The organism is Idiomarina abyssalis (assembly GCF_019797805.1).
Classification (GTDB): domain Bacteria; phylum Pseudomonadota; class Gammaproteobacteria; order Enterobacterales; family Alteromonadaceae; genus Idiomarina; species Idiomarina abyssalis.
The window spans coordinates 510,820-532,060 of the sequence record NZ_CP081832.1; the positions used below are offsets into that span (position 1 = coordinate 510,820).

Sequence of the window (21,241 nt, forward strand, 5' to 3'; positions counted from 1 at the left end):
ATGAGTTACGATTGGCGCAATGCAGTTGTCGGTCCGTCAGTTTCTGTCAAGGACGCTTTGGAGAAGTTAGATAGAGAAGCATTACGTATCGTTTTAGTCTGTGATGACTCGATGACGTTACTTGGTGTTGTTACAGATGGTGATATTCGCCGGGCGTTATTAAAAGGAATAGGTTTGGAATGTGACGTTCATAAAATAATGAATCCGTCACCAACGACAATAACGAACAGTACCTCTAGAAAAGACGCCGTCGCGTTAATGCAAAGCAAAAGCATACTGGCTACTCCTATTCTGGAAGAAGGCAAACTAGTTGGTCTCGAGACCCTTCAACAAGCAAAAAGCTGTAAGCAGTATAGTAACCCTGTATTCATTATGGCAGGTGGTTTTGGAACACGATTACGTCCCCTGACAGATGACACTCCTAAGCCAATGCTGAAAGTGGGCGAACGCCCAATACTAGAAACCCTGATACTTAATTTTATTAAAGCGGGTTTTTCGAAGTTTTATATTTCAACACATTACCTGCCGCACGTTATTCGAAACTACTTTGGTGACGGCAGTAAATGGGGGGTAAACATTACTTATGTGCATGAGGAGACTCCTCTTGGCACAGGAGGAGCCCTTGGTCTGTTGCCGGACGATACACCTGAACACCCTCTTATTATGGTGAATGGCGATGTACTGACCAACGTAGATTTTGAACGCGTATTAGACTTTCATGTTCAGAACGCTGCACTGGCAACTATGTGTGTGCGTGAATACGACTACCAAATACCTTACGGAGTGATAGTTGGTGACGGTGAACGCATTATTAGTATGGAGGAAAAACCGATTCAACGGTTTTTCGTGAATGCTGGTATTTATGTGATTAATCCTGAAGTATTTAAAACAGTCGATAAAAATTGCCATATAGATATGCCAACGTTATTGCAGAAATACCTGGACGCTAATAAAGAAGTTTTGATGTTTCCTATTCATGAGTACTGGCTGGATATTGGTCGTATGGATGATTTTGAGCGCGCACAAGCTGATATTAAAGGCTTGTCTTTTGAATGACATGAATAGTTCAGAAACTCTTATAATTATACCTGCAAGAGGCGGAAGTAAACGCCTTCCAAGAAAGAACGTTAAGCCGTTAGCGGGTAAGCCTCTTATTTGTTGGACAATAGAAGCCGCAATAAAAGCCAAATTAGATGCGAAAATAATCGTGACCAGCGACGATGATGAAATACTTGGACTGGCTGATGCATACAAAAGTAAAGGGGTTTACAAGCGCAAGCGGCCTGACAATTTAGCAACGGATACAGCAAGTACAGTCGACGCAATAACAGATGTTATTGAGTCTGAAAAAGAGTTAGGTAATAACCCACAAACAATTATTCTGCTGCAGCCTACTTCGCCGCTTCGAAACGAAGATGATATTCGCAATGCGTTTCTTTTGTATAACGATACAGAAGCTCATAATTACAGAAATACTGTGGTTAGCGTTTGTGAAGTGGAGCATCCAACTGCCTGGGTTGGGCGGGTTGATGAAAGTATGTCATTTACAGGCACGGAACTGTTGAATAAACGCTCTCAAGACTACGAAAAAGAATACCGGCTTAACGGGGCGGTTTATGTGGCTTCTGTTGGGTGTATTATGAGGCAAAAATCTCTATTCTCTCCCGAGCTGAAAGCATCAATAATGCCGAGAATGCGTTCTATGGATATTGATGAAGAGATTGATTTTAAAGTTTGTGAGGGGTTACTCGGTGGTTGATAATTTATTTGTTGTGGAGTCACCTCTGCAGGCTTTAGTTGCCCTGGAGCTAAGTTTGCGCTTTAAGGATGAAAAAAATGGAATTGTTTATCGCCTTGCAAAGGGGCGAGAACGGAATAACGAGCAAATAGAGAGTGTTATCAGTAAAGGACATTGGTCTTTCGAAAAAAAAGTATTATTTAACAATAGTAGCGGCTTAGCGAGCCATAGAAGTATTTTACGAGAGCTAAATTACTTTAGAAAAAAATTTTCAAAAGGTATTAAGCAGTTATTCATTGGCGAGTTCCGATCACAATGGATGCACTTTATGAGGGTTGCTGTTTCACCGAAAAAGACTGTTTTAATGGATGATGGTGCGACAACTTTAGAAATAAAGCGTAAATTTCTAGATAAAGGTGTATATTATCCTACTGTTCTTTGGAAGCAGAGGAACTTCATAAAAAGCCTTGTGAAACAAAAAATATATCACCGCTTCATAAAAAAACGGGTACTCCAATCTCCTTTGTATTTGGCTTCAGCTTTTATTAAAGCTGAATCTCTATATCCTATCGATTTCTCATACTTAAAAGAACTGCTTAAGAGTACGAAAACAAGCTCGATTGAAAGAAAAGTATTTTTCTTTGGGTCAAAATATAGCGAGTCAGGAATAATATCCCGAGAGTATGAGCTATCCTTTCTAGAGCGAGTGAAAGAATTTTATGCATCATATGAATGTGATTTAGTCTACTGCGCTCATAGAGATGAAAGTGATGAGAAGTTAAATGTAATTAGAAATGAGCTGGGACTACAGGTTATTATTCCAGATTCACCCGCAGAAATTTTCTTAATAGAGCATAGTCAGAGTATACTTGAAGTTTCAGGTGCATATTCCAGTGTTTTAAATAATGCGATGGTTTTATTGTCGGGAACTCAAGTTAGAGCATTTCAATTGTTGCCCGAGGAGATCTGCGTTAAGCATAGAGCAGATATTGGGCATCTATATAAGCACTTCATTAGTGAAGGTCTTAATGTTGTTTCATAATTCAGTTTGGTTGTTATAAAGCGTCATTGTCGCAGCCGTTTGTTAATGCTTAAAAAGGCAAATAATGAAAGATAAAATTTGTATAATTGGAATGGGTTATGTTGGGCTTCCACTAGCTGTAGCGTTCGCTGAAAAATACTCTGTAATAGGATTCGATATAAACAGCGCGCGCATAGAAGAGCTGCGAGCAGGCATCGACAGTACACTTGAGGTTGCGAGTGAAGAACTAAGAGCTGTTAATGAGCATTTGGTTTTCTCTGAAAATCCATCAGAGATAGAAGGTGCCAATATTTACATCGTGACAGTTCCTACTCCTATCGATAAAAGCAATAAGCCCGACTTGACTCCTTTAGAAAAAGCGTCCGAAACGGTAGCTAATGTAATACAAGTTGGAGACATCGTGATTTACGAGTCGACGGTTTATCCCGGCGTGACGGAAGAGGTTTGTGTTCCCATTCTCGAGAAACTCTCTAATCTAGTTTATAACAAAGACTTTTTCTGCGGATACTCACCAGAGAGGATCAATCCCGGCGATAAACAGCATACGGTAAAAAATATTTTAAAAGTTACCTCGGGCTCAACTCCAGAAATTGCACGAAAAGTTGATCAACTATATTCATCTATAATAACGGCAGGAACGCATCTTGCGTCAAGTATTAAAGTGGCTGAAGCCTCAAAGGTAATTGAGAACACACAGCGAGATGTCAATATAGCTCTTATTAATGAACTCGCGATGATATTTAATGAAATGGGTATTAATACTGACGAGGTTATCGAGGCTGCCGCGACTAAGTGGAACTTCATCAAGATGAAACCTGGTTTAGTGGGAGGGCACTGTATAGGAGTTGATCCTTATTATTTAACTTACAAGGCAGAAGAGTTAGGCTATAAGCCGAATCTTATTTTGTCCTCTCGTCAAATAAATAACGGTATGGGTAAGTATGTAGCTGATGCGACAATTAGAGAGCTAATAAACAAAGAAAAATTGGTAAAGAACTCAAATGTGTTGATTCTTGGTTACTCTTTTAAAGAAAATTGTCCCGACACAAGGAATACAAGAGTTATTGATATTATCGATAATTTAAATAAATTTGGCGTAAATTGCTTCGTGCATGATCCTTGGGTGAATTCTTGGAGTAGTAATAAAAACTTCAAAGCGGTCGCTGAGATCGACTTTAATGAAAGTAAGTATCAAGCAGTAATATTAGCTGTAAATCATAATTGTTTTAATGGATATAGCGAAGAGCTTTTGAAAGGTATTGTCGAAGGAGATTTAATCCTAATCGATGTAAAGTCTTCTAAAAGATTTTCGACTTGGACGCTTTAAGCACAGATATGACTAATAAAGATATTGAGTTTAGTGTTGTTGTGCCTATATACAATAAAGCTTCTTATGTCGAAAGAGCTGTTGAGTCGGTTTTGAAGCAGAGCTTCATAAATTTCGAAGTTATACTGGTCTGCGATCCTTCTACTGACGGAAGTGAGCAAGTTGTAGAAAGTATAATCGATGACCGAATTCGAATTATTTATAGGGACAAACCTGGTCCGGGTGGTTACGCGGCAAGAAACCTTGGTATAACTAGCTCCAAAGGTCGTTGGATTGCGTTACTAGATGCTGACGACATGTGGTATCCCGAGCATTTGGAGAAAGCCCTAAAGCTAACAAAGCAATATCCGGATAAAAAAGTACTTACAACTAGCAGGTTAATTGAGGAAAAAGGTAAAGTTAAGACTGACGCGTTTTCAAAACACTTCCGAGCGAAGGGATTAGAGAGTAGAGGTTTCTCTTTTCTTGAATATCTTCAGTTGTCTTTCCAGTTGGATAAGCCATTTAATTCCAATTCAATAATTTTCCATAAAGACTGTGTTAATGGAGATGTCTTCCCAGAAGGGAAGGTTAAACGTTCTGGAGATATTCTTGCGTGGTTAAAACTTACTTCCCAAGCAAGTGGTTTTGCTTGGTCTTCTTATTTAGGCTCTCACACGTATAAAGACGTAGTAGGCGTATCTAAAACTAGTCTTCCGAGTATTGGTTATAATTTTGAATTTGCTCAGCCTTTGTATGATAAGTGTGACAAAAGTGAAGCTAAGATGCTAGATAGATATTTGAACAGACTCGTCAAAATAGCGTGGTTTGAGCATAGAAGGGCAGGTTCAAAAATATCGCCTCTCTGGCGGTATTTTAGATTTCGAAATTCTTTTTTTTATTGCATTTTTTGGTCTTTTGTTTCTACTTTACCTAAAGGTTTTGTAGAAAAGCTAACCAATTTAAAGAAAAGAGTTGCTCCTATTTAGTTTTTTAAAAGACATTTTTTACCAAACAAAGTCATCTGAATTTCTATTGTCAATTTTTATAGCTTCTGAGGCGATTCTTTGGAATTAGTTCTTTACTTTTTTCTGGCTTTTCTTTCACTGCTTTTTTCTTTAAAAGAAAAAATAATTCCATCTGAAAGAGTTTTTGGTCTACTCTACTTTGTAGTTTCTCTAGTAATGTCGGTTGTCATAAGATTTAGAAACTTTGATGTAGATATACAGACCTATGCTGATGCAATGTTATCTAGCTCTTTTTCTTTCTATTATCTGAGGGAACCTGTGGTTTGGATAGGACAAAGGTATCTATATCAAATTTTAGGGAGTCAAGAGGCTGTTTTCATATTATTCGACCTAATTGCTTTAGGAGTTTTATATAAGGCATTTAAGAACTATCGTTTACCTCAGTATGCCTTTTTTTCGTTTTTATGCTTTTTTCCTTTCATTCTTGGCATTCAAAATGTGTATAGGCAATGGTATTCAGTGATTTTTGTTTTGTATGCATTTTCAATGTCCCATGAAAATCTGAGTGAACGATACTTTAGTTTCCTTCTTGCCGGCTTGAGCCATAATGTTGCTGGACTTTTTTCAGCGCCCTTTTTTCTGATGTCAAAAAGAATATGGGAAAAGATTCTAGGCGTAGTTTTTGTATTTTTGACGCCTATAGCGGTGCTGCTGTCGGCAGATACAAAATCGTCAGCTTCAACCGGTCAAAATTTAGTTTTAGCATATCTGTTTTTAATAGCATTGATATCTGGTGTTATGGTTATAGCCTCCAGGCTCAAAGTAAGACAACATGAAATTAAGGGTTATATTATACTACTTTTCTCGATATATAGCGTCGTGACGACATCCTTGCTTCTAACATCAACAGGAGCAGAACGAACCGCTATGTTCGCTTTAATGTTATTGTACCCTCACCTGATTTTAAGTTTAGAATGGCATTTTAAACAAAGTTCGATCTTAAGAGCTGCCTTGTCAGTTCTAGGTTTTTTCCCCATCTTACTCTTTGGAACACGACAGTTCATACTTTAGTACAATCGTGTTTTGTACCCCAAGGTCGAAGAAAGAGCTATTTCATGAAAGTTACCTATATTACGATGCAATTTTTAGCTGCCAGTGAGACTTTTGCTCGTAGCGATGTTAAGGCCTTAGAAAGACTTGGAGTTGATGTTACTGTTCACAGTTTGAAGGGGCGAAACCAAATTGGTAACGGGAGCTATCATGTTACCATTTCTGAATTCTTAAAATCGATTTATGGCATCTTTTCTAACCCCCTCCTTTTTTCTAAGCTAATTTCTTGGCTTATAAAAAATGAATGGAGGCGCCCGAGTAAACTGTTTGCTGCACTTTATTTGGTGCCTCGTGCCTTTAGTATATTTTCTGCTCTTAAAAAGTCTAACCCAGATGTTGTTCATTTATTTTGGGGGCACTACCCCTCTATTGTAGGTTATCTTGTTTATAAATCGAATATGAATACAAAGCTAAGTATGTTTTTAGGTGCTTATGACTTGGAAATGAAACTTAACTTTTCATTAGATTTAGCAAGAAAACTAGAACATGTTTTTACGCATGCATATTGCAATAGGAATCGTATACTGAAATTATGTAATAGTCTATGCGATGTAACTGTTATTCATAGAGGCGTAGATGTCGATTTTTTACGCAGCTTTTCCAATAAAGAGAAAGATCCAAATTTATGGGTTACAGGTGGACGATTAATCAGAGATAAACGTTTCGACAAAGTTCTACTGATATTTAAAGAATATTCGAATAAAAACCCTGCCGCTCGACTGGTTATCGCAGGTGATGGACCTGAAGAAGAGCGCCTTAAAGAAATGAGCATTCAATTAGGAGTTTCGAAGTCCGTCCAGTTTTCCGGTTTCCTTCCCCAAAGCGAACTTTTCAAAACTCTGAGCGCTAGCTCTGCTTTTCTTTTTTTATCGGAAAAACCAGGTGAACGTTTGCCTAACATAGTAAAAGAGGCCATGTTTTTTGAGAATTGTTGCTATGTTTCTGAAACTCCCGGTATTGAAGAGCTTATTGATAATAATCAAGACGGTATCATAATAGGAAACGAAAAGAAGTTCGACAACTCGGTTGCAGCACTCACCCCTCAGGATTATTTAACTATTGGGAGAAGAGCTAAAAACAAAATAGTCTCTAACTTCGATGTTAATGTGCAAATGAAAAAGTATATAGAGGTTTGGGATAGCCTTTAATGGAGCAACCATAAAAGTATTGGGTGTAAGTTAGATAATGAAAAGTAAGCCTTTAGTTTCAGTAGTGATGCCCCTCTATAACTCAGAACGTTATGTAGAAGATTCAATAAACTCTGTTATCTCCCAAACGTTTAGAGATTGGGAACTAATTCTAGTAGACGATGCTTCTTCAGATAGTACTTGTGAAAAAGTTGAACCGTTTTTGGCCGACGACAGAATTACTTACTGCTGTTTGTCTACCAATTCCGGATCTGCGGTAGCGAGAAATACCGCGATAGAGAAGGCTCAAGGACGCTATATCGCTTTTTTAGATAGTGATGATATGTGGATTTCCACGAAAATAGAAGTTCAACTTGCATTTATGCGAAAGAATAACTATCCCTTCGTTTTCTCTGCTTATAATAAGGTTGACGAACAAGGCAATATTACGGGGAGTGTGGGGATTCCTTTATTAGTCAACTACTATGATCTCCTTAAGGTTTGCTCTATAGGCTGTTTAACTGCCATTTACGATACCGAATATTTCGGGAAAGTGTATATGCCGTTGATTCGTAAACGCCAAGATTTAGGGCTGTGGCTGAAACTACTGAAGCAGACTGATTATGCATACGGCTTAAACGAAGTTTTGGCAAACTATAGAGTACACTCAAACTCCATTTCGGCTAATAAACTTAATGCAGCCTCATATACATGGCGGTTGTATCGTCATTACGAAAAATTGAATTTGCTCTCTTCTGCGTACTTTTTTAGTCATTACGCTGTTCGAGGGCTAATACGTACCAAAACTCCTTCGTTAGCAAGGTTTCTTGGTCTTTTGAAATGAGTGATTTTTAAAATCGCTATGTTGCAGCTGTATTTCAGCTAATTCGTCTGCATAGCCCCAGGTAACTCTTTTATGAACGTCATGTTAACAGGAAGCACAGGCTTCGTTGGTAGTAATATATATAGCCTCTTAGTAGAGCTGAGCGTCTCAGTAATAACTCCTGTGAGAAAGGAGGCTACTAAGCAAGCTCTTAGCCATTCAATTCTCTTAAAAGATTTACTGGAATTAGATGAAGACTTGATAAAGCGTCATGCTACAGATGTCTTTGTTCATTGTGCTGGATTAGCTCATAATCCCGAAGCTGATCCAAGTCGTTATAGAGATATAAATACTGATTTAACGGTTTTGCTAGCTGAACGAGCAGCGTCAGCGGGGGTTAAGCGATTCATCTTTTTTAGTTCAATAGGGGTAAATGGTTCATCGAGTCAGCTTCCTTTTAAAGCGGATGACGAAGTAACTCCTCACGACGACTATACAGAGTCTAAGTTTAAAGCGGAGCAAGGGTTAAAAAACATAGCAGTAAAAACAGGTATGGAGGTAGTCATAATACGCCCCCCTTTAATTTATGGAGCAGGTGCGCCGGGAAATTTTGCCAAGTTTGTAAAGTTGGCAAAGTTACCGTTACCAAAACCTTTAGGGGCTATCCATAATAAGCGAAGTTTCGTCTCCATTGATAACCTCGCTGAATTCACACACTTATGCTTGACGCATCCAAATGCGGCAAACGAAACTTTTTTGGTGAGTGATGGGGAAGACCTCTCTACCTCTGACTTTTTGAGAAAAATATCGAAAGCTTTAGGTAAACCAGCGTTGCTTTTGCCCGTCCCTGTCTCTTTTTTAAGGAAAGTAGGAAGAACTGTTGGAAAAGAAGAGATGATTGATAAATTAGCTGTAGATTTGCAGGTCGATATAAAAAAGAATGAAGAGCTGTTGGGTTGGAAGCCGTCTTTATCAGTTGACTCTGCGCTCCAAAAGGCTTTTTCATCGCTTTAAGTATTTATTCAAATTTTGGTGTAGGGATTGGTATACATGCTGCTTCGTTTTTTTGATTTTCTATTCTCAGCTTTAGGCTTGGTAATTGGCTTTCCTATTCTGGTCCTGCTAACTCTTATTGGGCTGTTCGATACAGGTTCCCCCATATTTACCCAAGAGCGAGTAGGCAAAAACAAAAAGCCTTTTGTTTTGGTTAAGTTCAGAACCATGAAAAAAGACACCGCCTCAGTAGCCAGCCATTTAGCCAGTAGCGCCTCTATTACAAAATTTGGGCATTTTTTACGTCGCACCAAGCTGGATGAACTTCCGCAGCTTTGGAATGTTCTAAAAGGCGAGATGAGTTTAGTCGGCCCACGGCCGGGGCTGTTTAATCAGGAAGAGCTAACCCAGGCGCGCGAAGCAAAAGGCGTGTTTAACGTTCGTCCGGGCATAACCGGATTAGCGCAGGTAAACGAAATAGACATGTCGACACCACAGCTGTTAGCAGAGACGGACGCAAAAATGATTCGCACACTCAATATAAAAAGCTACTTTCAGTATATTCTAATGACGGTTACCGGCAAAGGTTCTGGAGACAGAGTTAAATGAAGGTTTTAGTAACAGGCACGGCGGGTTTTATTGGTTTTTATACGGCCTTAAAGCTGCTAAAACAAGGCCATACCGTAGTTGGGCTGGACAGCATAAACGACTACTACGATGTAAACCTAAAATATGGCCGCCTGCAAGAAAGCGGCATACAGCAAAGCAATATTGAATACGGTGTAAAGGTTCCGTCCGATTTATACCCTGACTATTCTTTTGTGCAGTTAAAGCTTGAAGACAAGCCAGCATTAGAAGCCTTGTTTGAACAGGAGCAATTTGACGCCGTATGTAACCTGGCGGCCCAGGCCGGAGTGCGTTATTCACTGGAAAACCCCAGCGCTTATATCGACTCCAACATTGTTGGCTTTATGAATGTGCTGGAGTCTTGTCGCCATAACGGCGTTAAAAACTTAAGTTATGCGTCCAGTTCGTCGGTGTATGGCTTGAACGAACAAATGCCGTTTTCAACTTTGCATAGTGTGAACCACCCGGTAAGCTTATACGCGGCCACCAAAAAATCGAACGAATTGATGGCACATACCTACGCGCACCTGTACGGCATACAGTGCACTGGGTTGCGCTTTTTTACTGTATATGGGCCATGGGGCCGACCCGACATGGCGCCCTTTATTTTTACCAAGGCCGCGCTAAATGGTGACACCATTAAAGTGTTTAATAACGGCAAAATGAAGCGTGACTTCACCTATATTGACGACATTGTTGAAGGTGTGGTGCGCGTTATTGAGAACCCATGCAAAGCCAACAATGAATGGAATGCTAAACAGCCAGACCCATCCAGCTCCTCGGCACCTTATAAAGTATATAATATAGGCAACAGCCAACCCATTGAGCTTATGATCTTTATAGAAGCCGTTGAGAATGCCGCCGGGGTGGAAATACCGAAAGACTTTCATCCCATTCAGCCCGGCGACGTTGTCTCCACTTATGCCGATGTGTCTGAGTTAGAAAACGATATGGGCTACAAGCCGTCAACGCCGGTAACCGAAGGCATGAAACGCACCGTTGACTGGTATCGTAGCTTTTATGGCTTAGCTTAAGCTGTTACTTTTCTCTGTTAACAAATTGCTGTATCTTACACGTCAATTTATAGGAATTAACTGCAACCTCTGAATAGGTTAAAGCCCGCTACTTATGAAAAAATTACTCATTATAACCCAACTGTTGGTCTCTTTAGCTCTGCTTGTTTTATCTGTTGACGCTTCTGCCCAAAATAGCGGACAAACCATGCCGAGCCAGCAACAGCTAGAGCAGTTGAAAAACTTGCCCCGTGCGCAACAGGAGCAAATAGCGCGCCAGTTTGGTATTGATGTTTCTATGTTGGATCAGTTGAATGGCGATAGCGAAAGCTTCCCTGGCGAAAATGCAGATGAAGAGCAGAACATAGTATTCCCGCGAGGAACGCGTTTTGATGAAGACGGCGACCCGATAATTCCTGAAGATGTGGAAAAACAATTTACCCGCGGTGATAAAGAACTTAAGCCTTTTGGTTATGAGCTATTTGCTGGTGAACCAAAAACTTTTGCTCCTACGTCTCATGCTCCGGTACCTGCGAATTACCTTATGGGAGTAGGCGATAGCATTAAGGTACAGCTGTTTGGTAAAGAAAACTTAACCTACGATTTAATTATAGATCGTGAAGGGAAAGTCGTTATTCCAAAGTTAGGCGCGATATCAGTAGCAGGCCTAACCTACACTTTAATGCAGGAACTTATTCAAAATCGCGTAGATGATCGTTTAATTGGCTATGACGCAGCTGTTTCTATGGGAGAGTTGCGTTCCATTCAAGTGTTTATTGTTGGTGAGGCTTATAAACCCGGAGCCTATACGGTTAGCTCACTTTCAACAATTAGCCAGGCACTTTACGTTGCTGGTGGAGTGTCAGATATTGCATCATTACGCTCCGTGCGCTTAATGCGTGGTGGTGAAGTGGTGGCGGAGTTTGACCTGTATGATTTACTGCTAAACGGCGACGCTTCTGACGACAAAATGCTGCAAAGTGGCGATGTTGTCTTTATTCCCGCCAGAGGCGACATGATTACGGTTAAAGGACAGGTGAAGCGACCTGCACTGTACGAACTTAAAGGTGACGAAACTCTGAAAGATGCCCTGCGTTATGCCGGAGGAGCAGAGGACGATGCTTACCTTTCATCTGCACAGTTGCAGCGCATTGTGAATGGTAAGCGGCTTATCAGTACCGTTGATTTAACCAGTAACTCAGACCTTCAGCGCAGTCTGTCAGGGGGCGATGTTCTTACTTTGAGCCAAGTCTCGGACTCTTTAGATAGTAGCCTCATGTTGATAGGTGCTGTGAGCCGACCTGGCCACTACGAGTGGCAAGAAGGCATAAAAGTTAATGATATTTTACGGGATAGCCGACATGACCTGCTGGAACAAGCTGATTTGGGTTATGGCCTTGTTATTCGAGAGCATGGGGCTCGCCGAAATATTCAGGTGCACCAGTTTGAGGTTGGCGCTGCCATTAGAGGTGACGCAGAGGAGAATCTGACTCTGCAAGAGCGCGATCAGATACTCATTTTCAGCCGATACCAGACCAAAGACGAAGAAGAACAAAAGCTGTCGCGCTTTACCTTAACCGAGCAGGAAAAAGAAGAGAAAGATCGCGAGCAGCTTTTAAAAGAATACCGCATGGCTTTTTTGCAGGACTTAGTTAAAGAGAAGAAGTCTTCCGAAGAAGAATTAGATGACGAACTAAAAGAAGCGAATAGATTTGTTCCTTTACGCGAAATGTTTGGCTCTTCTGAAGAAGATGAAATGAGCGTAGAGAAAGAAGAGTTGGCGCTATATTCACGCGAAAACTTGCTTGAACCTATTATGCAGCGTTTACAGCGGCAGCGTACTGAAAATGGCAATACACCTTTTGTCTACGTAGCTGGTGAAGTGAATCACCCCGGAGTTTACCCGTTAGTTCAAAATGCCTCTGCTGAGAAACTGTTGGATGCAGCCGGTGGGTTAAAAGACAGCGCTTATCTTGAGCGTGCAGAAATAACTCGGGTGAATATTGGACGCAGTGCGGCGCAAACCGACTATTTAACTGTGGAACTGGATAAAGTGCTGAATGGCGAAGTAGATGTTCAGCTACAGGGTCGTGACCGTTTAAACGTGCTGAGTATTCCTGAATGGCAGAATACTTATGAAGTGACTTTACGTGGCGAAGTTAACTTTCCTGGAACCTATGCGATAAAGCGCGGTGAGTCCTTAACCGATTTAATTAAACGGGCAGGAGGTTTTACCGACCACGCCTTTATTGAGGGCGCTGTATTTACCCGTGAAGAACTGCGCGAACGCGAAAAAGAGCGTATGCAACTTCTGGCGGAGGAACTCCAGCGAGAAATAGCCAGTAATATGATTACCGGCACCGGTGACAGCCGTGCCTCTTATAGTCAAATGCGCACCTTACTGGCAGATTTAATGTCAACAGAACCTGTGGGGCGCTTAATTCTTGACTTACCTAAGATACTGGCGATGAATGGTGAGCGTGACATTCAGCTTAAAGACGGTGATACACTACATGTGCCTTCTAAAGCCGACTCTGTAAGCATTATGGGTGAAGTTCAGATGGCAACCTCGTACCGCTTTGATCCTGAGCTTGATGTTAATGACTACATTTCGCGTAGTGGCGGTACGAAGGAAAAAGCTGACGAAGGCCGTATTTACGTGGTGAAAGCTAACGGCTCCATAGTGCCGTTTAAAGGTGGCAGCAGTTGGTTTAGCTTTGGCAGCGGCACTCAATTAGCCCCTGGCGATACCATTGTTGTGCCGCTGGATACAACCTACAGCGAAAGCTTAGAGTTGTGGTCTAAAGTGACGGGTATTATTTATAATTCAGCTGTGGCGATAGCGGCAATTAACGGTATTTAATTGAAAATTGATGTAAATGCTGTTTGCATTTTAATGCTTAGCGGCATACTATGAAAGTTGCTGTTAACTGGAATGTTTTCAGTCACAGCGATACATGTATCTATATCTCTGGAGTGAGGTGAATATTATGAAAACTTTAGCATTATCAGTTGTTGCAGCGTTAGGCTTAGCGGCCACTCCTGCAATGGCACAACAAGGCGCAGCAGGCGCAGAAGCATCTGAAAGCGGCGCAGGCGGCTTATCAACAGAAGCTTGGGTATTTGCAGGTGTTGCAGCAGCAGCTACTATAGCTGTTATCACTGACAGCTCATCTAACCCTGACGTTGACCCAGGCCCAGGCCCAGGCCCAGGCCCTGATCCAGACCCAATTGTGACGGTTACTGGTACTGGTACTAACACCTATACAATCACTATTCCAGCTCAGTAAGAGTTTACTTAAGCTAGAATAAGTGATTCGTAGCTTTGGTTAAGGATGGGGAAGCGCTTCTTTGTTTTTTGCCTTGGCTACTGTGATAAAATACCGCCTCTTAATGGCGGTATTTTTTTGTCCGATGACTGCCCGTTGAAAGGTGAGAAAAAACATGTTTCGTTTGTTGCTGATACCTATTTTTTTACTGATATTGAACGCATGTACGGCGGTAACCAGTGAAGTGCGTGCGACGGTAGAGTACGCTTTTAAAGACGCTGAAGATGCGGAACTTTCTCAGGAAAAAATAGACTCCTTCCCTTATACCTCGCTATATGCGCAATGGTCGGACAAACCGCAAAGCTTAATTGTTCTGGGTTACGTTAATAAACCGGATGACTGGCATTTTATTACTGCTGAGAAAGAAACCTTGGTGCTGCGTAATGGCCGCATCATTAGAACTCAGAGTTTAAACAATAACCTCTTGGCGGTGTCGAACCTGAGTGATGACCCCCTACGTTGTATAGTGACGGCCCCGGCAGGTTGCGAAACACACTGGCAGCGCCAGTACGATATTGATCTACATAATAAAACGCTAAGCCGCATGGTTACTTCAGACTTTTCCGTTGAGGGCAGGCAAACACTAGATTTACCAATTGGCCCCGTTGTCACCACACGAGTGGTTGAAGAAGGCGAGTTTGAGCTGAGTGGTAAGCGTTTTATTAACCAGTTTTGGTTAGAAGATGACGGACATGTTGTTAAAAGCAAACAGACGCTATTCCCTGGTGGTGACGAGTTAACACTGACACAAGTTACCTGGATAGGCCGTGACTACTCCCAAAGCCGCAGCGCGAAAAAAGAACAACAAGGGCAAGAAGCGCAATGATGACAAAACTCAATAAAATACTGACTCAGAGTGTTCTGCTGTTCAGCACAACTTGTTCTTGCCTTGCTCTGGCACAACAACCTTCGTACGAATTTGAAGGCCCAGTGCGACTGCAGAAAGCACTGGATGAAGCTGAAAGTAAAGGCGTATTGGCTGATGCCTATTGGCCTATGGTCCGTTTGGTTAAAATTGACGAGCAAGAAGGAATTGAACTGCAGCGGGAACAAATTCTGGCTAAACTGACAGAGCTTCAGCGTTACTGGCAGTCGCGCAGAGAAACCGATAAAGCTGAGAGTGCAACACTGCTTAGAGGCCAGGTAGGAAATTGGCAGCTTGGCAAGCAGTACTGGGGCCAAATAGGAATTGAGAATGCCCGCGTGAAACTCGCTCATAACCCGTTACTACCACAAGGTGAGTATGCATTGTATACGCCGGAACGGCCAAACTCCGTGTCTGTATATGGCCTAGTTAATTCCCCGGGTGAGTATGAGTTTACCAGCGGCAAAACCATACCTGATTGGCTGAACAGTATTGATAACACGAATGGCCTGGCAGCTGGTTATAATAAAAGTGAAGCGGTAAGGGTTCGCGCGGGACATGAGCAAAAGGCTGCCTGGGCTTACTATCAGCAGGGCTCTGCCGAACTTATGCCGGGTGATATTCTGTGGTTGGGCTTTGAGCCGAACCAGTTACCCCCTAAATTTAGCAACCTAAATTCCGATATTCGCGCCTTGCTAAAACACTTTATTGGCGGTGGCTCTTCACGCCAAAGAATGAACTTGCCCCTGTATACGTTAACCGACAGCGATGTAACCTCAGAATGGCATTGGTCGCGCCGTGATTTATCTCCCAGCTACAATGACTATGGCTCTATTGGTTTACTGCAGACCCCAACAGCGCGTATGGCTGAAGAGGGGGCTTTTGCTATTACCTACAGTGATATGGAAGAGTACCGTCGTTATACGGTTAATTTGCAATTACTGCCTTGGCTGGAAACCACGGCCTTTTATACAGAGTTTCCAAATCGCAAGTACAGCAATGTCCCCGGTTTTAGTGGCGACAACATATATGCTGATAAAGGCTTTGATTTGAAAGCGCGCTTGTGGAAAGAGAGTTACTGGGTACCTGAAATTAGCGTAGGCTTTCGTGATTTTGCCGGCACAGGTTTGTTTGATGCTGAATATATTGTAGCGAACAAGCGTTTTGGTCCGCTGGATGTCAGTTTAGGCTTGGGCTTCGGGCGCTTAGGTACGCACGATGACATTACTAACCCTTTTTGCGATCTTTCTGATGAATATTGCGAGCGGGAAGGAGGATTTAGTGGAACGGGCGGTGAACTAGAATATGATCGTTGGTTTACCGGGCCAGCAGCTTTTTTTGGGGGAGTTGAGTACCAAACCCCGTGGCAGCCGTTAAGTCTGAAAGCGGAATACGAGAGTAATGATTACTCGACCGAGGGAGCCGGTGTGCCGATTAAAGCCGATAGCCGCTGGAACTTTGGAGCCAATTACCAGGTAACCGACTACTTTGACGTACAGTTAAGTTATGAGCGTGGTAACACCTTTATGTTTAACTTCAGTTTGCGCACCAACTTCGGTACGTTGGACCAAATAAAGGTTGCGCCGGACAAAACCGTGCCAACGCCGGAGAAGCGTAAACTGAAACTGAGCGATGTTAACTGGGTGGATATGAACCTTGCTATGCGTGAGCAGGGTGCCTTTAGCGGTGCACGTTTTGCGGCAGAAGACGACGAAGTGACCCTATACGCTTATCATTTACGTTATCGTGACAGCAGTGAAGCTTATGACAGAGCGGCGCGTATTATGGCGGCTGAGTTACCGGATAGCGTAAGTACCTATAACCTGGTGGACATGGCGCTGTTTGACCCGAACGTAAATACACAGGTTGATGCGAACAAGTTTAAAGACCGCGTTCTGAATAAAGACCCGGGCAAAGCCGTTGATGAAACCGACGATCTGTTTGTACGTCAGAATGCGCCGGATATGCCGTCAGCGAATGACGAAAGCTGGATGCTGAACCCTGAGAATAAATTTACCAGCCGCTTTGGTCTGAAGCCGTTTTTAGATCAGAGCTTTGGTAACCCTGAAACCTTTTATACCTACCAGCTAGGTGTTTATGCTTTTGGGCGCCGTTGGTTAACAGACAATGTTGAATTGTTCGGTGAGGTGGGCTTTAACATCGCCACCAATTACGATGACTTTAAGTTTTTAGACGGCGGAGAAGATGCCTTGCCCAATGTGCGGACTAACATACGCCGCTATGTGCAAAATGATATTTGGCTAGACTCCGCTCAGGTAACTTACCATAAACGTTTAAGCCAGGACTGGTTTGCTATGGCTTATGCCGGTTACCTGGAGCGCATGTTTGGTGGTGTGGGCGCAGAAGTTTTGTATCGCCCTGTGGACAGTAATTGGGCTTTTGGTTTGCGTGCTAACCGCGTTAGACAGCGTGACTTTGAAGGAGGCGGTGGCTTTTTGGATTACGAAGTCACTACCGGTTTTGCCAGTGTGTATTATCAAATGCCATGGTTGTCGGACTCATTACTTCAGCTCGACTTTGGTCAGTTTCTTGCAGGGGACAGAGGCGTGAATGTGATGATGCAAAAACGCTTTGACAGTGGTGTGGTTGCCGGTGCTTATGCGGCATTTACGAATGTCTCGTCTGAGGAATATGGTGAAGGCAGCTTTACTAAAGGCTTCTTTATTAGCATTCCGTTTGACTTAATGAGCATTAGAAACACCCGTGAACGAGTTGGCTTTACCTGGGTGCCGTTGTCGCGTAATGGTGGACAACAGTTGCAGCGTAGAACGCGTTTGTACGACTATACCGATGACAGATCACCTTTTTATAACCGTTAATGTGGTATGATTTTTTCAGGCTTTTAAAGGAAGGGAGCACTTTTTGAAAGCATTAAAAGTGTTAATGCAGTTACCGCGCAATGTAAAACGTGGCATTGGCCTGGTAATTGACATAGCGTCAATTACCGTGGCCATGCTTGCTGCGTATCTACTCAGCTTTGATGCCATTATGCCGTTGCGCTGGTCGCAATGGGTGATTTTGGGTGGGCTGGTAATGGGTGTCACCTTGTTGGCCTTTATTCGCTTTGGGCTTTACCGTGCTGTGGTGCGTTACGTTGGCTTTAAAGTACTGAGCCTGGTGTTTTTTACGGTAATAATCAGTGGTGTTTTGTTGGTTTTATGCGCGCTATGGATGGGGATTGCCTTACCAGTATCGGCTGTAGTGAACTATGTGCTAATAGCCTTTTTGTTAACTGGTGGCAGCCGTTTGATTGTTCGCGAGGCTTACCAACGGGTTATGAGCCGCCAGAAAGATCGCGTTGCCATTTATGGTGCTGGTTCTGCTGGCCGCCAATTAGCTCAGGCACTGTCCAATGGTGACGAATTTCACCCCGTGTTGTTTGTGGATGACGATAGCGGCTTACAGGGCACCTCGGTACTGGGGTTAAAAGTTATTGCGCCAAAGGATATAGAGTGTGTCGTTCGTGATTTAGACATTCAGCGTATTCTGCTGGCACTACCCAGTACTTTGCGTTCGCGCAGGCGCCAAATACTAGATGCCTTAGAAACCTTGCCGGTAAAAGTACAAACTGTGCCCGGCATGGCTGATATGGTGAATGGCGATTTGTCCATTGATCAATTGCAGGACGTTAAAGTTGAAGACTTACTGGGGCGTGACCCGGTAACACCCGCACCGCAGTTAATGGAAAAGCACATTACCGGGCAAACCGTATTGGTAACCGGTGCCGGTGGTTCAATTGGCTCAGAGCTTTGTCGTCAAATATTAAAACAGCGGCCTAAAGCCCTGGTTTTGTATGAGCTTTCTGAGTTTGCGTTATACGCCATTGAACGTGAGTTAACGCAGGTTTGCCGACACCAGGGCATAGGCGCAGAAATTATTCCGGTAATAGGCACGGTTCAGCGACGTAACCGCATAGAAACGGTTCTGAAAACTTTTGCTGTCGACACCGTTTACCACGCAGCGGCATACAAGCACGTACCTTTGGTTGAGTACAACATGGTTGAAGGTGTGCGTAATAACGTATTTGGTACCTGGCATACGGCAGAAGCAGCTATATCAGCCGGTGTTAAGCAGTTTGTATTAATATCTACTGACAAGGCTGTTCGGCCTACCAATGTAATGGGTACAACCAAGCGTTTGTCAGAGCTGGTGCTTCAGGGGTTGGCTCAGCGTCAGCCTAAAACGCGCTTTTCTATGGTGCGCTTTGGTAATGTACTGGGCTCTTCCGGCTCGGTGGTTCCGTTGTTTAAAGAACAAATAGAACATGGTGGCCCGGTAACCGTTACTCACCCGGACATTACCCGCTTTTTTATGACCATACCCGAAGCCGCGCAGTTAGTCATTCAGGCAGGTACTATGGGTCATTCCGGTTCGGTATTTGTGTTAGACATGGGCGACTCGGTCAAAATTGTGGATTTAGCCCGTAAAATGATTCGTCTGTCCGGCCTTGAAGAGAAGACCGAGAAGAATCCGCACGGTGATATTGCTATAGAATTTACCGGCTTACGCCCCGGCGAGAAGCTCTATGAAGAGCTTTTAATTGGCGACAACGTAGAAGCCAGCGATCACCCGCGTATTTTGCGGGCTAATGAACAATTCTTAAGCTGGGACGAAATGGAGAAACTGCTGACGCTACTGGATGACGCCTGTCAGCGTTTTGCCATTGATGAATTACGCCAGTTACTGCTGGATGCCCCTACCGGCTATAAACCCCTGGATGACCATATTTGTGATGTTATTTGGAATAAACACCGAACATGCAGTGATGATGAGACCGATGTTGTTTGATGGGAAATGGATGAAACAATGATTAAAAATGGACCTTTTTTAGCCTTAGACACCAGTTATCAGAAACTTTCAGTCAATGAGCTTATTAGTGCTGTTGGTAAACGCTTACCAAAAAACTTTGATGAATACCGTCAGCAATTATGCCGGGGTGAGTACCGAAACCTCAGTGAAGATCGCCCGGTAACTCACGTTCTGAGCCGCTCGGTTCATGCCGTAGCTAAACAAAGCAACCGCAAAACTCGTTTTGTCGATACCGTGCAGAAGCTGCGTTCCGGCCGTTGGTTAGGTTCTACCGGTAAGCCTATTACTGACGTTGTTAATATTGGTGTTGGCGGCTCTGACTTAGGGCCGCAAATGGGCGCATTTGCCTTGCGCGAATTCGCGAACGATGCGGCATTGCATGATTTACAGGTACACTTTGTATCTTCTATGGACGGTGGGCAGCTTTATGCGGTTTTACCTATTGTTGACCCTGAAACTACTCTATTTATTGTTTCCTCTAAATCATTTAGCACAGTCGACACCTTTGCCAATGTAGACACAGTACGTAAGTGGATAGAGCCTGCGCTGACACAAGAACAGTGGCTGGAAAAGCATGTGATTGGTGTTTCGGCTAATGCCCAGGCTATGACTAACTACGGCATACCGCCGGCGCAGCAGTTTACCTTTGGTGAAGGGGTTGGCGGGCGTTTTTCGTTGTGGTCGGCATTAGGCTTAAGCATTGCTTTAACCACTGGTATTCGACCTTTTGAGCGTATGTTAGAAGGCGCCAAAGCTCTGGATGAACACTTTTTAGAAGCACCATTGGAAGACAACTTGCCGGTGTTATTGGCGCTTTATGGCGTGTATAACCGCGAACAACTGGGCATAAACAACCTGGCTATTTTGCCGTATGACGGCCGCTTACGTATGTTGCCTAACTACCTGCAACAGCTGGATATGGAAAGTAACGGCAAGCAGTCAACGGCAGATAATAAAGCGATTAACTACCCGACCGGCCCTATTATTTGGGGCGGTTTTGGACCAAACGGACAGCATGCGTTTTTTCAGCATTTGCACCAGGGTTACGATGAATTTACCGCGGACTTTGTCGCGGTACTAAAACGCGAAGCGCCGGGTTTTGAGAAAATAGTTCAGAGCGGATTGGCGGAGCAGCAACGACTGGCAGTAGCTAATTGCTTAGCGCATAGGCGCTTAATGTGGGACGGCAGCGAAAGTAAAACTTCACCGCGTGACCATTACCCGGGCGGGCATCCGTCAAACCTATTAATAATGGATGAACTTACACCGGAAAGTTTTGGCGCCTTAATAGCCGCTTATGAGCATAAAGTGTTCACACAAGGGGTTATCTGGAACCTGAACAGCTTTGATCAGCCCGGTGTGGAAAAAGGTAAGAAAATTGCCATGGACGTACTGCGCGTGCTGGATGGCGAAAGTGATGAGTCCTTTGATGAAAGTACGGATGCAATAATTCAGAGAATGAAATAAACG

17 protein-coding genes are annotated in these 21,241 nt (G+C 43.2%); all 17 read left to right on the plus strand.

The window, feature by feature from the left end:
- The 17 genes from K5X84_RS02520 (at window position 1) to pgi (ending at window position 21,238) form a co-directional block, all read left to right on the plus strand.
- Window positions 1-1,056 (plus strand): nucleotidyltransferase family protein, encoded by a 1,056-nt coding sequence (locus tag K5X84_RS02520; protein WP_222236535.1) that lies wholly within the window; start codon window positions 1-3, stop codon window positions 1,054-1,056.
- A 1-nt stretch (window position 1,057) separates the two neighbouring features.
- Window positions 1,058-1,759 (plus strand): acylneuraminate cytidylyltransferase family protein, encoded by a 702-nt coding sequence (locus K5X84_RS02525; RefSeq protein WP_244994812.1) that lies wholly within the window; start codon window positions 1,058-1,060, stop codon window positions 1,757-1,759.
- The gene (locus K5X84_RS02530) at window positions 1,752-2,780 is read left to right on the plus strand and encodes a polysialyltransferase family glycosyltransferase (protein ID WP_222236537.1); all 1,029 of its coding nucleotides are present in this window, start codon (window positions 1,752-1,754) and stop codon (window positions 2,778-2,780) included. The genes K5X84_RS02525 and K5X84_RS02530 overlap by 8 nt, the downstream gene beginning before the upstream one ends.
- 64 nt (window positions 2,781-2,844) lie before the next feature.
- Window positions 2,845-4,107, plus strand: a complete 1,263-nt coding sequence (locus tag K5X84_RS02535) for a nucleotide sugar dehydrogenase (protein WP_222236538.1) — start codon at window positions 2,845-2,847, stop codon at window positions 4,105-4,107.
- Window positions 4,108-4,115: 8 nt separating this feature from the next.
- Window positions 4,116-5,075 (plus strand): glycosyltransferase family A protein, encoded by a 960-nt coding sequence (locus K5X84_RS02540; RefSeq protein WP_222236540.1) that lies wholly within the window; start codon window positions 4,116-4,118, stop codon window positions 5,073-5,075.
- A 78-nt stretch (window positions 5,076-5,153) separates the two neighbouring features.
- Entirely contained in the window at window positions 5,154-6,125 is a 972-nt protein-coding gene (locus K5X84_RS02545) for an EpsG family protein (RefSeq protein WP_222236542.1), read from the plus strand.
- 44 nt (window positions 6,126-6,169) lie between these two features.
- On the plus strand, window positions 6,170-7,312 hold the full coding sequence (locus tag K5X84_RS02550) for a glycosyltransferase (RefSeq protein ID WP_222236544.1): 1,143 nt from the start codon (window positions 6,170-6,172) through the stop codon (window positions 7,310-7,312).
- Between the two features lie 37 nt (window positions 7,313-7,349).
- Window positions 7,350-8,135, plus strand: coding sequence for a glycosyltransferase family 2 protein (locus tag K5X84_RS02555; protein ID WP_222236545.1), 786 nt, complete (start codon window positions 7,350-7,352; stop codon window positions 8,133-8,135).
- Between the two features lie 72 nt (window positions 8,136-8,207).
- Window positions 8,208-9,128: an NAD-dependent epimerase/dehydratase family protein gene (locus K5X84_RS02560; RefSeq protein WP_222236547.1), complete on the plus strand. Its 921-nt coding sequence runs from the start codon at window positions 8,208-8,210 to the stop codon at window positions 9,126-9,128.
- A gap of 36 nt (window positions 9,129-9,164) precedes the next feature.
- On the plus strand, window positions 9,165-9,716 hold the full coding sequence (locus tag K5X84_RS02565; protein WP_222236548.1) for a sugar transferase: 552 nt from the start codon (window positions 9,165-9,167) through the stop codon (window positions 9,714-9,716).
- Entirely contained in the window at window positions 9,713-10,768 is a 1,056-nt protein-coding gene (locus tag K5X84_RS02570; protein ID WP_222236550.1) for an NAD-dependent epimerase, read from the plus strand. Before K5X84_RS02565 ends, K5X84_RS02570 begins: the two co-directional genes overlap by 4 nt.
- 94 nt (window positions 10,769-10,862) lie before the next feature.
- Window positions 10,863-13,610, plus strand: a complete 2,748-nt coding sequence (locus K5X84_RS02575; RefSeq protein ID WP_244994813.1) for an SLBB domain-containing protein — start codon at window positions 10,863-10,865, stop codon at window positions 13,608-13,610.
- A 127-nt stretch (window positions 13,611-13,737) separates the two neighbouring features.
- Window positions 13,738-14,037, plus strand: a complete 300-nt coding sequence (locus K5X84_RS02580; protein WP_222236552.1) for a hypothetical protein — start codon at window positions 13,738-13,740, stop codon at window positions 14,035-14,037.
- Window positions 14,038-14,191: 154 nt separating this feature from the next.
- A complete protein-coding gene (locus K5X84_RS02585; protein WP_222236554.1) occupies window positions 14,192-14,902 on the plus strand; it encodes a YjbF family lipoprotein in 711 nt (236 codons plus the stop codon).
- Complete coding sequence (locus tag K5X84_RS02590) at window positions 14,899-17,781, plus strand: YjbH domain-containing protein (protein ID WP_244994814.1); 2,883 nt, start codon at window positions 14,899-14,901, stop codon at window positions 17,779-17,781. Before K5X84_RS02585 ends, K5X84_RS02590 begins: the two co-directional genes overlap by 4 nt.
- 64 nt (window positions 17,782-17,845) lie before the next feature.
- Window positions 17,846-19,750 carry a nucleoside-diphosphate sugar epimerase/dehydratase gene (locus tag K5X84_RS02595; RefSeq protein ID WP_222236979.1) on the plus strand — a complete coding sequence of 635 codons (1,905 nt, stop codon included), beginning with the start codon at window positions 17,846-17,848 and terminating at the stop codon, window positions 19,748-19,750.
- Window positions 19,751-19,768: 18 nt separating this feature from the next.
- Window positions 19,769-21,238 (plus strand): glucose-6-phosphate isomerase, encoded by a 1,470-nt coding sequence (gene pgi, locus K5X84_RS02600; RefSeq protein WP_222236555.1) that lies wholly within the window; start codon window positions 19,769-19,771, stop codon window positions 21,236-21,238.
- Window positions 21,239-21,241: the final 3 nt, after the last annotated feature.